This window comes from Thermomonas sp. (assembly GCF_041905325.1).
Lineage (GTDB): Bacteria > Pseudomonadota > Gammaproteobacteria > Xanthomonadales > Xanthomonadaceae > Thermomonas.
In genome coordinates this window covers 33,671-46,849 of sequence record NZ_JAYRLK010000008.1, presented here as the reverse complement: position 1 = coordinate 46,849, position 13,179 = coordinate 33,671, and the positions used below count along the sequence as shown (strand labels likewise).

Annotated in this window: 14 protein-coding genes; 8 read left to right on the top strand and 6 right to left on the bottom strand. The window is 68.1% G+C overall.

What is annotated here, in order from left to right; genetic code table 11:
* Positions 1 to 17: 17 nt before the first annotated feature.
* Entirely contained in the window at positions 18 to 1,355 is a 1,338-nt protein-coding gene (gene msrA / locus ACE3OK_RS09895; protein ID WP_374249375.1) for a peptide-methionine (S)-S-oxide reductase MsrA, read from the top strand.
* A gap of 17 nt (positions 1,356 to 1,372) precedes the next feature.
* Positions 1,373 to 2,170, top strand: a complete 798-nt coding sequence (locus ACE3OK_RS09890) for an amidohydrolase (protein WP_374249374.1) — start codon at positions 1,373 to 1,375, stop codon at positions 2,168 to 2,170.
* On the opposite strand, the gene ACE3OK_RS09885 is transcribed toward ACE3OK_RS09890, so the two are convergent.
* The gene (locus ACE3OK_RS09885; RefSeq protein WP_374249373.1) at positions 2,171 to 3,544 is read right to left on the bottom strand and encodes a tryptophanase; all 1,374 of its coding nucleotides are present in this window, start codon (positions 3,542 to 3,544) and stop codon (positions 2,171 to 2,173) included. It lies immediately after the preceding gene.
* 126 nt (positions 3,545 to 3,670) lie between these two features.
* Between ACE3OK_RS09885 and ACE3OK_RS09880 the strand changes: the two genes are divergently transcribed.
* The 3 genes from ACE3OK_RS09880 (at position 3,671) to tpx (ending at position 5,297) form a co-directional block, all read left to right on the top strand.
* Complete coding sequence (locus ACE3OK_RS09880; RefSeq protein WP_374249372.1) at positions 3,671 to 3,967, top strand: biotin--protein ligase; 297 nt, start codon at positions 3,671 to 3,673, stop codon at positions 3,965 to 3,967.
* Positions 3,964 to 4,734, top strand: a complete 771-nt coding sequence (locus ACE3OK_RS09875) for a biotin/lipoate A/B protein ligase family protein (RefSeq protein WP_374249371.1) — start codon at positions 3,964 to 3,966, stop codon at positions 4,732 to 4,734. Before ACE3OK_RS09880 ends, ACE3OK_RS09875 begins: the two co-directional genes overlap by 4 nt.
* Before the next feature lie 62 nt (positions 4,735 to 4,796).
* Positions 4,797 to 5,297 carry a thiol peroxidase gene (gene tpx, locus ACE3OK_RS09870; RefSeq protein WP_374249370.1) on the top strand — a complete coding sequence of 167 codons (501 nt, stop codon included), beginning with the start codon at positions 4,797 to 4,799 and terminating at the stop codon, positions 5,295 to 5,297.
* A gap of 56 nt (positions 5,298 to 5,353) precedes the next feature.
* On the opposite strand, the gene ACE3OK_RS09865 is transcribed toward tpx, so the two are convergent.
* On the bottom strand, positions 5,354 to 6,220 hold the full coding sequence (locus ACE3OK_RS09865; protein WP_374249369.1) for a pirin family protein: 867 nt from the start codon (positions 6,218 to 6,220) through the stop codon (positions 5,354 to 5,356).
* Positions 6,221 to 6,342: 122 nt separating this feature from the next.
* Positions 6,343 to 6,735, bottom strand: a complete 393-nt coding sequence (locus tag ACE3OK_RS09860; protein ID WP_374249368.1) for a hypothetical protein — start codon at positions 6,733 to 6,735, stop codon at positions 6,343 to 6,345.
* Between the two features lie 156 nt (positions 6,736 to 6,891).
* On the opposite strand from ACE3OK_RS09860, the gene ACE3OK_RS09855 reads away from it, so the two are divergent.
* The gene (locus ACE3OK_RS09855) at positions 6,892 to 8,961 is read left to right on the top strand and encodes a diguanylate cyclase (protein WP_374249367.1); all 2,070 of its coding nucleotides are present in this window, start codon (positions 6,892 to 6,894) and stop codon (positions 8,959 to 8,961) included.
* A gap of 71 nt (positions 8,962 to 9,032) precedes the next feature.
* Here the strand turns inward: ACE3OK_RS09855 and rluB are convergent, their stop codons facing one another.
* Genes rluB through ACE3OK_RS09840 form a run of 3 tightly spaced genes read right to left on the bottom strand, consistent with a single transcriptional unit; the run spans position 9,033 to position 12,278 of the window.
* Entirely contained in the window at positions 9,033 to 10,613 is a 1,581-nt protein-coding gene (gene rluB / locus ACE3OK_RS09850) for a 23S rRNA pseudouridine(2605) synthase RluB (protein ID WP_374249366.1), read from the bottom strand.
* Complete coding sequence (scpB, locus tag ACE3OK_RS09845; RefSeq protein ID WP_374249365.1) at positions 10,603 to 11,361, bottom strand: SMC-Scp complex subunit ScpB; 759 nt, start codon at positions 11,359 to 11,361, stop codon at positions 10,603 to 10,605. The genes rluB and scpB overlap by 11 nt, the downstream gene beginning before the upstream one ends.
* Positions 11,358 to 12,278, bottom strand: a complete 921-nt coding sequence (locus ACE3OK_RS09840) for a ScpA family protein (protein ID WP_374249364.1) — start codon at positions 12,276 to 12,278, stop codon at positions 11,358 to 11,360. The genes scpB and ACE3OK_RS09840 overlap by 4 nt, the downstream gene beginning before the upstream one ends.
* A gap of 295 nt (positions 12,279 to 12,573) precedes the next feature.
* On the opposite strand from ACE3OK_RS09840, the gene ACE3OK_RS09835 reads away from it, so the two are divergent.
* Positions 12,574 to 12,873 (top strand): YciI family protein, encoded by a 300-nt coding sequence (locus tag ACE3OK_RS09835; RefSeq protein WP_374249363.1) that lies wholly within the window; start codon positions 12,574 to 12,576, stop codon positions 12,871 to 12,873.
* A gap of 53 nt (positions 12,874 to 12,926) precedes the next feature.
* Positions 12,927 to 13,178, top strand: a complete 252-nt coding sequence (locus ACE3OK_RS09830; protein ID WP_374249422.1) for a BolA family protein — start codon at positions 12,927 to 12,929, stop codon at positions 13,176 to 13,178.
* Position 13,179: the final 1 nt, after the last annotated feature.

Sequence of the window (13,179 nt, the reverse complement as noted above, 5' to 3'; positions counted from 1 at the left end):
AATGCGGGAGACAACGCATGCAAGCCGACAAACTGATCGCGTTGGTGCTGGCATCGTTGCTGACTGCAGCCGCGGTATTGCTGGGCTGGCGCGCGGTCAGCGCCCGTCCGATGCCCGCACCCTCCACCGGAGCCATCCCCGTGAGCACGCGCCAATTGCAGGACATCTACTTCGGCATGGGTTGCTTCTGGGGCGCGGAAAAGCGCCTGCGTGCCGTGCCGGGTGTGGCCGCGGTGGAAGTGGGCTACGCCGGTGGCGACGCGCCGAAGGTGGGCTATGAGGACGTACTGCGCGAGGAAAAGCTGATCCGCGCCGGCCGCAGCCACGCGGTGAACCACGCCGAAGTGGTGCGGGTGCGCTACGACCCCAGGCAGTTGGATGTGATGGGGTTGCTGGCGACGTTCTGGGAGAATCACGACCCCACCCAGGTGGGCGGGCAGGGCAACGACCTGGGCAGCAATTACCGCAGCGCGATCTACTTCACCACGCCCGCGCAGCAGGTGCTGGCCGAGCAAAGCCGCGCCATCTACCAGGCCAACCTGGCCAAGGCCGGCTTCGGCACGATCACCACCGAGATCCTGCCGCTGCGCCATTACAACCGCGCCGAAGAATCGCATCAGGACTATCTGCTGAAGAACTCCGACGGCTATTGCGGCCTGGGCGGCACCGGCGTGGCATTCGGCAAGGGCGTCAACGGCCCGGCCACGCCGGCGCTGGATGCCGGCACGCTGGACCCCGCACGGCAATTGGTGGTGTACGAAGCGGAGGATTGCGCGTATTGCGCCCGCTTCGAGGCCGATGTGCTGGCCCACTGGGCCGCGCCGGTGGCCTATGTGCAGACCCGTTCGCAGCAGGCCCCGGGCGGCTGGCAACTGGCCAGGCCACTGGTGGCCACGCCCACCATCGTGCTGTTCCAGCAGGGCCGGGAAACCGCGCGCTTCACCGGCTATGCCGGCGACGTGCAGAAATTCTGGCAATGGCTGGGCTTCCACCTGCTCACCCCCGAGCAGCAGCAAATCGCCTTCGACAGCGGCACCGAGCTGCCCGGCACCGGGCCGTATCTGGAGGAGCACCGCCCCGGCACCTACGTGGACCTGATCAGCGGCGCGGCCCTGTTCCGCAGCGATGCCAAGTTCGACAGCGGCTGCGGCTGGCCCAGTTTCTTCGCGCCCAAGCCGGGCGCGTTGCTGTTCATCGAGGATCGCAGCCACGGCATGCACCGCATCGAAGTGCGCAGCGCCAGTTCCGGCATCCACCTGGGCCATGTGTTCGACGATGGCCCGCCGCCCACCGGCAAGCGCTATTGCATCAACGGCAAGGTGCTGCGCTTCATCCCGGATGCGCCGAAGGCGTAACTGTCACTGGAACCCCCATGCAGAATCTCCGCGTCTCCATCCTCCAGGGCGATACCCGCTGGCACGATCCGGCGGCCAATCGTGACTACTACGGACAGCGGATGGCCCCGCTGCATGGCACCACCGACCTGGTGGTGCTGCCGGAAACCTTCACCAGCGGTTTTTCCAACGACGCCATCGACAAGGCCGAGGGCATGGACGGGCCCACCGTGGCATGGCTGCGCGAACAGGCGGCGACGCTGGGTGCAGCGGTGACCGGCAGTGCGCAACTGCGCACGGAGCAGGGTGTGTTCAACCGCATGCTGTTTGCCACCCCCGATGGCCAGTTGGCCCATTACGACAAGCGCCACCTGTTTTCGTTCGCCGGCGAACACGAGCGTTACGCCGGCGGACACCAGCGTGTCGTGGTGGCATGGAAGGGCTGGCGCATCCTGTTGCAGGTCTGCTACGACCTGCGCTTTCCGGTGTTCTCGCGCAATCGGTTCGATGCCACGCAGGCGGGGCAGGCCGACTACGACCTGGCGCTGTACGTCGCCAACTGGCCGTCGCTGCGCAGTTACCCGTGGAAGACCCTGCTGCGCGCCCGCGCGATCGAGAACGTCTGCTACGTGGCGGGCGTCAACCGGGTCGGCACTGACGGCAACGGCCTGCATTATTCCGGCGACAGCGCGGTGATCGATTTCCTGGGGCATGCCGTCAGCGAATGCACCGACGAGGACGTGGTGTCCACCACCACCTTGCAGGCCGCGGAACTGCTGGCCCATCGGCAGCGCTTTCCGGCGCTGCGCGATGGGGATGCCTTCACCCTGGGGTGATCAGCCCAGCGGCGCGAAGCGTGCGGTGAAGTGACGCAGTTGTTTCGGCTGCGCCACGATGCTGTAGCCGCGCAGGGCTTTCGCGTTGCCGGCAACGTGCTCGCAGACCTCGATCACGTAGTCGATGTGGCTCTGGGTGTAGGTGCGGCGCGGGATGGCCAACCGCACCAGATCCATCGGCGCGGCCCGTTCGCTGCCATCGGCCTGCCGGCCGAACATCACCGTGCCGATCTCGCAGCCGCGCACGCCGCCGGCTTCGTACAGCGCCACCGCCAGTGCCTGCCCGGGGTAGTGCAGCGGGTCGATGTGCGGCAGCAGCGCGCGCGCGTCCAGATACACCGCATGGCCGCCGATCGGCTGCATCACCGGCACCCCGGCCTTGAGCAGCGCTTCGCCCAGATAGGCGGTGGAACGGATGCGGTAACGCAGGTAATCGTGGTCCACCACTTCCTTCAAGCCCTGCGCCAGCGCTTCCAGGTCGCGGCCGGCCAGGCCACCGTAGGTGGGGAAGCCTTCGGTGAGGATCAGCAGGTTGCGGCACTGCTCGGCCAGCACATCGTCGTTCAGCGCCAGCCAGCCGCCGATGTTGCCCATCGGGTCCTTCTTCGCGCTCATGGTCATGCCGTCGGCCAGGCCGGCCATCTCGCGCACGATGTCGGCCACCGCGCGGTCCTGCTGGCCGGGTTCGCGCTCGCGGATGAACCAGGCGTTCTCGGCGAAGCGGCAGGCGTCGAGGAACAGCGGCACGCCGTGCTGCTTGCACACCGCGCTGGTCTCGCGCAGGTTCGTCAGGCTCACCGGCTGGCCGCCGCCGGAATTGTTGGTGAGGGTGACGAACACCGCCGGCACGCTGCCCTTGCGTGCGTGCAGGAAGGCGTCCAGCGCGGCCGCGTCCATGTTGCCCTTGAACGGATGCAGGCTGGCCGGATCGCGGCCCTCGGCGATCACCAGGTCCACCGCCTCGGCACCGGTGTATTCCACGTTGGCGCGGGTGGTGTCGAAGTGGGTGTTGTTGGGAAAGCTTTTGCCGCTGCCACCGAGTGCGGTGAAGATGATCTTTTCCGCCGCGCGGCCCTGGTGGGTGGGAATCACGTGCTTGAACGGGAACAGCGCCTGCACCGCATCGCGGAAGATCCCGTAGGAGGGGCTGCCGGCGTAGGACTCGTCGCCATGCTGGATCGCCGCCCACTGGTCGCGGCTCATCGCACCGGTGCCGGAATCGGTGAGCAGGTCGATCATCACGTCATCGGAATGCAGCCCGAACAGGTTGTAGCCGGCGGCGGCCACCGCGTCGCGGCGCTGCTGCGGGGTGGTCATCCGCAGCGGGGCGACCGAATGGATGCGGAAGGGTTCGATGATGGTGCGAAATTCCACGACAGGCTCCGAAATGAGGACGGCCGCGATGCGCGGCCGTGGACAATGATGCAAACAGGTCGTGCCGGTTTGTCAAATCCGTGCGGAGGGGCATGAAGATGTGCTCGCCGCCTCTAGAATGCCGACATGCGCACCCATGCCGAATACAAGATGCCGGGCGGAAAACTGGTGGTGGCCGACCTGGCCGTCCGTGCCGGCCGGCTGGACGCGGTGGCCATCAGTGGCGATTTCTTCCTCGAGCCGGAGGCCGCCCTGGAGGCCATCAATGCGGCGTTGACGGGTTTGCCCGCCGATGCCGATGTCGCCGTGCTGGCGGCGGCCGTGCAGCGCGGGTTGCCGGACGGCGCGATGCTGTACGGCATCAGCGCGGAGGCGGTGGCGGTGGCGGTGCGGCGGGCGGTCGAGGCGGGAGCAAGTGCATGAGCCGTTGGGACGACCATCGATGGCAGTTGATCCACGCCGCACCGCAGTCCCCTGCGCTGCACATGGCGCTGGATGAAATCATCACCGACGAAGTGGCCGCCGGCCAGCGCGCGCCGACGTTGCGGGTCTGGGAATGGGCCTCGCCGGCGGTGGTGATCGGCCGCTTCCAGTCGCTGCGCAACGAGGTCGATGCAGGCGGCGCGGCGCGCCACGGCATCGAGGTGGTGCGGCGGATCACCGGTGGCGGCGCGATGTTCATCGAGCCGGGCAACACCATCACCTATTCGCTGTCCGCCCCGGAGTCGCTGGTGGCGGGCATGTCCTTCGAGCAGTCCTATGCCTTCATGGATGCCTGGGTGCTGGAAGCGCTGCGCACGCTGGGCATCGAGGCCTGGTACCAGCCGCTCAACGACATCGCTTCGAAAGCCGGCAAGATCGCCGGGGCCGCGCAGATGCGGCGCGGCAAGGCGGTGCTGCACCACGTGACCATGGCCTACGACATCGACGCCGACAAGATGCTGCAGGTGCTGCGCATCGGCCGCGAGAAGCTGTCCGACAAGGCCACCCAGAGCGCCAACAAGCGGGTCGACCCACTGCGCAGCCAGACCGGCCTGCCGCGCGCCGAGGTGATCGCCCGGATGATCGAGACCTTCCGCGGCTGCCACGGACTGGAGCAGGGCGAGGTGTCGGTGCAGGCCATGGCGCGCGCCGAGGCACTGGCGGCGGCGAAGTTCGCCACCCCGGCGTGGACGGCCATCGTGCCGTGACGCCGGCCTCACGCGGCTTGCCGCATCCTGCCCGGCCAACCCTGACCACAAGGAGCCCAACCATGTCCAGCGTCACCTTCCACGGCCAACCCGTTCGCGTCGGCGGCAGCCTGCCGCCAGTGGGCAGCAAGGCACCCGCATTCTCGCTGGTGGCCGGCGACCTGAGCGATCGCACGCTGGCCGCGTTCGCCGGCAAGCGCAAGGTGCTGAACATTTTCCCCAGCATCGACACCGGCGTATGCGCCACCTCGGTGCGCAAGTTCAACCAGCAAGCCGCGGCACTGGAGAACACCGTGGTGCTGTGCATCTCGGCCGACCTGCCATTTGCGCAGGGGCGTTTCTGCGGTGCCGAAGGCCTGAACAACGTCACCATGCTGTCAACCCTGCGCGGACGTGAATTCCTCACCGATTACGGCGTGGCGCTGGAGGACGGCAAACTGGCCGGCCTGGCCGCCCGTGCGGTGGTGGTGCTGGATGAGCACGACCAGGTGCGATATGTGCAACTGGTGCCGGAAATCGCCGAAGAGCCGGACTACGCGGCGGCGTTGGCGGCGCTGGGCTGATCCGGCCCCGGGCTCCCGGCCGGTTGAAGCGGCGGGCGTCCTGCCCGCCGTTGCGTTTACGCCGGCATCCGCCCGAACCTGCCGCTGTTGAAATCGGCAATCGCCTGGATGATCTCCTGCTGGGTGTTCATCACGAACGGGCCGTGACCCACCACCGGCTCGTCGAGCGGTGCGCCGGCCAGCAGCAGGCATTTCGCATCGCCCTCGGCGTCCAGCACGACCTGCGTTCCCGCCGTGGACAGGGTGGCCACCTGCGCGGCGTGCAACAGGCTGCCATTGACCTGCACGGTCCCCTCCAGCACCACCACCAGCGTGGTCCAGCCTTCCGGCTGCGGCAGCGCCACGGTCTTGCCTGCGGCCAGCCGCAGGTCCCAGACGTGCATGGGGGTGAAGGTGCGCGCCGGACCTTTGCTGCCGGCGTATTCGCCGGCGATCAGCCGCAGCGTGCCGGCATCGCCGGGCAGGGCGAGTGCGGGAATCTGCGCGTCCAGGATGCCCTGGTAGGCGGGCGGGGCCAGCTTGTCCTTGGCCGGCAGGTTCACCCACAGTTGCACCATTTCGAACGGGCCGCCCTTGGCGGCATAGGCGGGGGCGTGGAACTCCTCGTGCAGGATGCCGCCGGCGGCGGTCATCCACTGCACGTCGCCGGGACCGATGATGCCGCCCTGGCCGGTGGAGTCGCGGTGCTCGACCTCGCCCGCATAGACAATCGTGACGGTCTCGAAGCCACGGTGCGGATGCTGGCCGACGCCGCGTCGCTCGGTGGTTGGCCCGAAGCGGGTCGGGGCGGCATAGTCCAGCAACAGGAACGGGCTGCGCAGCGGCACCCTGGGCCCGTTGTAGTCGAACATCCCGTGCACCGGAAAGCCGTTGCCAACCCAATGCCGGCCGGGGGCAGCGAGAATGTCGATCACCTTTTTCATGGGAACTCCCGTGATTGCCGGCAGGGGCCGGCGGTTGTGGGAGGAGGATGGGTTGTTTCAGTCCTGCGTTCAATCGCTGGAAAAGTGACTGAACGTTCCATGCATGATCCTGTTTCGTGATGCTATTTCGTGAAGCTGACTTCCAGCGTGGTCATGAACGGTGCCTGCGGCGGCACGAACACGGGCTTGTCGCGGACGAACCGTTGCAGGCAGATCGCCAGCGGCGAACCGCCCTGGCGCCAGGTCTGCTGCACGCGGCCATCGGCATCCAGCCGCATCACGATGGTGAAAGCGCTGAAGTCCTGTTGCGGCTTGCCCAGCGCGCACTCCAGCACGCCGGCATCCAGCAGCTTGCGTTGCGCTGCCAGCATGGCCGCGTGTGCCGCGCCGGTGACGCCGGCTTCATCGGCATCGGCCTGCTTGCGGGCATCCACGTACTCCAGTGGGGCGCTGGCTGCGGCCGCCTGCGGCGGTGATGCCAGCAGGAGCAGGGCGGGCAGGAGAGGTATCGTCATGGGCGTTCCGGTTGAATGCGTTTGCGTGCCATTGGCCGCGCGTGGCCCCGCCGGACCCGGCCGGATCGGGAGGAATGGCATGACGGCAGTGCTATACGCTAACGCAATTTGCGGCCGATACTGGGGGCACGATGGAAAACCGGACATGGTGACTGCATGACACCCGCGCGCAGGTTGATGCAGGCGGTGCCGTTGGCGTGTGCCATGGCGCTGTTGCTGTTGTTTTCGGCGCAGGCGCAAGCGCAGGCACGCAGGGAGGATGTCCTGCGCGATCTGCGTGCGCACGGGTTCGCCTCGGCGTCGGCGGCCCTGGTGCGCCTGCAACGGGCCGAAGATCCGCCGGGAATGAACGTTCCGGCGGCCAGCCGCGCGGTCTATTACGGCACATTGCGCGAGCTGGCCGCGCAGGCACCCGACCGCAAGACCCGGCAGGACAGCATGCGTGCCTTGCAGGCGCTGGTGGATGCGGATGCGGGCTGCCTGCAGTGCCGCTTCGAACTGACACTGGCGAAACTGTACGAACTCGATGCCGGCAATGCGGACACAGCCGCTGCCGCGGCCTATCAGAGGGAGCTGCAGGCACTGCAGAGGCAATTGGCGACCCCCGAGTCCGAGCAGCATCTGTTGGCCGCGCTTGCGGCATGGGCGCGGGCGAAGGGAGAGCTCAATTCGGCGATCGCCCAGTACGTGCGTGCCGGCGAACTGGCCAGGAAAAATGGCGACGCCGCGGCACAGGTGCAATACCTCGCCAACCTGATCGGGCTGAATGCAGACCTGGGCGATGTCAAGCGTGCGCTGGCGGTTGGCGACGAGGCGTACCGGCAGGCCGAGGGCATTGGCTATCGGGCGCTGCTGGCCAGCATCCTGCTGGATATCGGGCATGCCAATGCACTGGCCGGGAAACGCCCGCAGCAGCGGGAGGCGTTGGAGAAGGCCCTGGTGCTGGTGGGGGATGACCCCGGCCTGGTGAATGACAGGATCATCATCCTGAACAACCTCGCGGATTTCTGGCTGTCACAGCCAGGCGGTTACCCGCAGACCTTGCGGTATGCGCGGCAAGCCCTGGCGCTGGCACGCCAGGTGGGGATGCGGAGCGGAGAGATCGCGCCGCTGGCCAACATCGGGATCGCGCTGGCGGGCATGGGGCAGGTGGAGGAAGGCGTGGCGGCCCTGCGCGAATCGCTCGACCTGTCGAAAAAAAGCGAGATCGATGTCTACACGCTGGGCATCACCCAGGAGCTGGTGCGCGTGCTGCGTGGGGCGAAGCGGTACGAGGAAGCGCTGGATGCCTTGCAGTCGATCATCGACTTGCAGGAAAAACAGGCACGCGAAGCGCGCGAAACCGCAGTCCTCGAGTTGCAGGAAAAATATTCCGCCGAGCGCAAGAGTGACCAGATCGAGAAGCTGGCGGCGCAGAACAAGCTCAAGCAGAGCCAGTTGGAAGCCGAAAGCTGGAAGCAGCGTTTGTGGCTGGCGTTGGCCGCCATTCTGGGGCTGGGGCTGTTCTGGCTGTGGCGGTCGATCGCGCGCGCGCGCCGGGCCAACCGCAAGCTGGCCGCCGCCAATGCCACGCTTGCCCTGCAATCGGCGACCGACCCGCTGACGGGCGCATTCAATCGCCGGCACACGCAGGCGTTGCTGGAGACCCTGCAAAGGACGTCCGGGCAGTCACCCCCGCAGCACATCGGCCTGATCCTGCTGGATCTGGATTTCTTCAAACGCATCAACGATACCCACGGGCATGCGGCGGGGGATGCGGTGCTGGTGGAGACGGTCAAGCGCTTGCAGGGGCGGCTGCGACAGAACGACGTGGTGTCGCGTTGGGGCGGCGAGGAGTTCGTGCTGGTGCTTCCCAACACCCCGGCCGCCGCCTTGCCGCGGGTGGCCAGGAATGTGCTGGAAGCGATTGGTGCGGCCCCGGTGCTGTTCGACGGGCAGGCGATTGCCGTCACGGTCTCGCTGGGAGTGGTGAGTTTTCCCCTCATGCCCGGGCAGACGTGGGCCGCCGCACTGGGACTTGCCGATTCCGCGCTGTACCTGGCCAAGGCCAGCGGGCGCAACCAGGCGATCTGCCTTGACCGGATCGACGTGGCCCCGAGCTGCGCGGAAGCCGATTTGATGCGGCTGCGGGAGGCCGGGCAAGCCCAGTGGCAGGTGCTGGAAGGGCCGTTGCAGCCCGTCCTTGCCGAGGCTGCGGTGGTGCAGGGGTCGCACGCGCCGGAGTGAATACCCGGTAGCCCGCATGCAGGGCCGGGGTGCAGCCGGGTGGGCCCGGCTGCCTTCAGCGGCGCAGGGCCTCAGCGATTGCCGCCGCGCGGGCCGCGATTGCCGCCACCGGGGCGGTTGCCTGCCGGACGCGGGCCACGCGGGCGCGGGGTGTCGCCTTGGTGGCCGTAGGGGTTGAAGCCGCCGCCGTGGGCATGGTCGGACGGGAAGTGCGGGGCGTTGCCGGGATGGCCGTAAGGCTTCGGTGCGCGTTGCGGACGCGCTTCGCCGGCATTGAAGCCACCTTCGCGGCGCGGGCCACGTTCACCGAAGGGCTTGGGGCCACGGGTGTCGCCGCCGAAGCCCGCACCCTGCGCACGCGGCTTGCCACCGCCGGGACGGTCGCTGGCCGGGCGATCGCCATACGGTTTGCTGCCAAAGGGGCGGTCACCGAATTTCTTCGGGCCACGCTGGCCGGGGTTGCGGTGGCCGGACGGCCCGGTGTCCACGCCGTCCGGCACGAACCAGGTGCGCATCGCCGCCGGATTGTCGCCGCGTTGTTCGCCGGGCTTCATGCGCTGGCCGGGCTGGCGCGGGCCTTTCACCTTCAGGCGCTTGTCGCGCTGTGCCGCGGCCATCTCGCCGCTGACGGTCAGGCCGCCGGACGGTTTCTTGCCGCCGCGGCGACCGCGGTCCTCGCGGAACTGGTCGAAGCGGCGCAGTTCGCGGCCTTCATCGGCGGTGGTGTGGCCGCCGACGTAGCCGTGGCTACGGGCATTGCCGGCGACCACGGTCTTGCCGGCCTTGCGCTGGCCCAGCACCGGCATCAGCGTCAGTGCGGATGGCGCGCCGTCCTCCAAACCCACCACCTTGCGCAGCGCGTCCACCTCGGCCTGCGGCAATTCCTGCGCCTGGCCGCGCAGCAACGGCTGCGGCAGGCGCACCTGCCCGTAGCGGATGCGCTTCAAGCGGCTGACCTGGCAACCCTGCGATTCCCACAGGCGGCGCACTTCGCGGTTGCGGCCTTCTTTCAGCAGCACCCGGAACCAGTCGTGGGAGTCGCTGCCGCCGATGCGTTCGATTTCGTCGAACTTGGCCGGGCCGTCTTCCAGCGCCACGCCGCGGGCGAGGCGGTCGATGAGCTTGTCGGAAACCTCTTCCTCGCCTTCCGGTGCGCGCACGCGGCAGACGTATTCGCGCTCCACTTCGAAGCTGGGGTGCATCATCGCGTTGGCCAGCTCGCCGTCGGTGGTCAGCAGCAGCAGCCCGGTGGTGTTGATGTCGAGGCGGCCGATGGCGATCCAGCGCGCGCCCTTCAGCACCGGCAGCGCGTCGAAGATGGTCGGCCGGCCCTCGGGGTCTTCGCGGGTGGTGACTTCGCCTTCCGGCTTGTTGTACATCAGCACGCGCGCCGGGTCGGTCAGCGCGCTGGCCACGAACGTCTTGCCGTCGATTTCGATCTTGTCGCCACCGGTGATGCTCATGCCGGTTTGCGCGGTTTCACCATTGACCTTGACCAGGCCGTCGGCGATGCGGGCTTCCAGCGCGCGGCGCGAGCCGAGGCCGGCCTGCGCCAGCACCTTGTGCAGGCGCTCGCTGATTTGCGGGGTGGCGGCGGTTTCAGTGGCGGCGCGCTTCAGGCTCAGCGGGCGGCGGGGGGTGTCATTGCTCATCTGTGTGCTCCGACGATGCGGCGGCCGCGTCGTCTCCATGGGGGTCTTGGTTGGGTTGGGGGTGTTCGTGCAAAGCGGGATCGGAAGCAGGGTCGGTGTCGATGTCTGTCTCCGGCGTGTCCGGGGCCAGTGGCGGCTGGTCAGACGTCGACTCCGACCCCACGTTCCCGGCGGGAATGACCGGTTCGAACGGCAGCTGCGGTTCCAGCTCGCCGATGTCGCGCAGCTCGGACAGCGGCGGCAGGTCGTCCAGTCGCTTCAGCCCGAAGTAGTCGAGGAAGGTCTTGGTGGTGGCCAGCAGCTCGGGCTTGCCGGGCACGTCGCGGTGCCCCACCGAGCGGATCCAGTCGCGTTCTTCCAGCGCCTTGATGATGTTGCTGTTCACCGTCACGCCGCGGATCTGCTCGATCTCGCCACGGGTGATCGGCTGGCGGTAGGCGATCAGTGCCAGCGTCTCCAGGGTGGCGCGGGTGTATTTGGTCTGGCGCTCGGTCCACAGCCGCGCCACCCACGGGTGCACGTCGGCCTGCACCTGGAAGCGCCAGCCGCTGGCCACCTCCACCAGTTCCACGCCACGCCCCGCGCCGGCGGCTTGCAGTTCCAGCAACGCGGCTTCCACGGCGTTGTCGGGAATCGGTTCGTCCAGCGGGAACAGGCCCTTGAGCTGGACCAGCGTCAACGGTTGGCTGGAGGCCAGCAGGGCGGCTTCCACGATGCGGGTGATCAGCGTTTGATCAAGCGTGGTCATGCTTGCGCTTCATTGGGGTCGGGGTCATCGAATTCACTGGACAGGTCTTCCAGTGCGGGGACGTCATCGCCGGTGGCCAGTGACTTCACGTAGATCGGTGCCATGGGTGCCTCCTGCACGATGTCCACCAGTTGCTCCTTGGCCAGCGTGAGCATGCCGAGGAAGGTCACCACCACGCCAAGGCGGCCTTCTTCCGGCGCGAACAGCGATTCGAAGCGGTGGAAGGCGCCATCGGCCAGCCGTTCCAGCAGCTCGCCCATGCGCTGGCGCACGTTCAGCGCGTCACGCTTGATCGCGTGCTGGGTGAACAGTTCCGCGCGCTTGAGCACGTCGTGCAGGGCCAGCAGCATTTCGCGCAACTCCACCGGCGGCGGCAGCCGCACGTTGGCGCGGTCGGGGACGTGTGCGCTGGCGACGGCGGTGTCGCGGTCCAGCCGGGGCAGGGTGTCCAGGTCCTCGGCGGCCTGCTTGTAGCGCTCGTATTCCTGCAACCTGCGCACCAGGTCGGCGCGCGGGTCGTCCTCGATGCCGTCCTCGCTGGGTGGCCGCGGCAGCAGCATGCGCGACTTGATCTCGGCCAGGATCGCGGCCATCACCAGGTATTCGGCGGCCAGCTCGAAGCGCATTTCGTGCATGGCCTGGATGTAGTCCACGTACTGCCGGGTGATCTCGGCGACGGGGATGTCGAGGATGTCCAGGTTCTGCCGGCGGATCAGGTACAGCAACAGGTCCAACGGGCCTTCGAAGGCGTCGAGGATGACTTCCAGCGCATCCGGCGGGATGTAGAGATCCCTCGGGATTTCCACCACCGGTTGCCCAAGCACCACCGCCAGCGGCATTTCCTGCTGCTGCGGATGCGGGCCCGGGTTGTGGTGGGTGGCATCTGCCGGCTGGGCGATGCTGGTGTCGGATGTCATCGGCTGGCGGCCCCCTCCGGGCCACACGGTCTGTTGCGTTGGCCGCAGTCGGCCGGGTCACGTTTGCGCCTGCGCTGTCCCGCCATGCCCGCACGCATCCACCCGGCTGGGCGGCATCGGAACGAGTGGCGAAGATGGCCGGACCGGCGTGCGCGGTGCGGCGTGGGGGTGCCGGAAGTCGCGCGGGCCGCAGGGTCGGGCCGGATACTGAAGGCGTTAGCCTACGCATTCCCCGCGAAGCTGTCCACTGGCCGCCTACAATGTCCTTCGTTCCGGTTCATGGAGGCAATGCGGCATGTGGTATGCGATTGAAGGCTACGACGGCACCGATGTGTTGGCCAGGCGGCAGGCCGCGCGGCCGCAACACCTGGCGCGGCTGCATGCGCTGCGCGACGAGGGCCGGCTGTTGCTGGCGGGGCCGTGTCCGGCGATCGATGCCGAAGACCCGGGCCCGGCGGGGTTTTCCGGGAGCCTGGTGGTGGCGGAGTTTGCTTCGCTGGAGGAGGCGCGTGCCTGGGCCGATGCCGACCCCTACTGTGCCGCCGGCGTGTATGCCCGCGTCGAGGTGCGCCCGTTCCGCAAGGTGTTGCCGTGAGCGGCTGGACCGAAGCCGACATCCCGCGCCTGAACCCGGCGCGGATCGCGAAGATGCACCGGTTGCTCACCGACGCCCTCGCGCCCACCCGGCTGGACATCCGTGACGACAGCCACCGGCACGCCGGCCATGCCGGCAGCCGCCACGGGCAGGGGCATTTCGGCATTGCCGTCGAAAGCGCCGCCTTCACCGGCAAGCTGCCGCTGGCCCGCCACCGGCTGGTCTATGCCGCGCTGGGCGACATGCTGCAGACCGACATCCACGCCCTGTCGATCGATGCCAAAGCCCCGGGCGAACAGGGGTAAG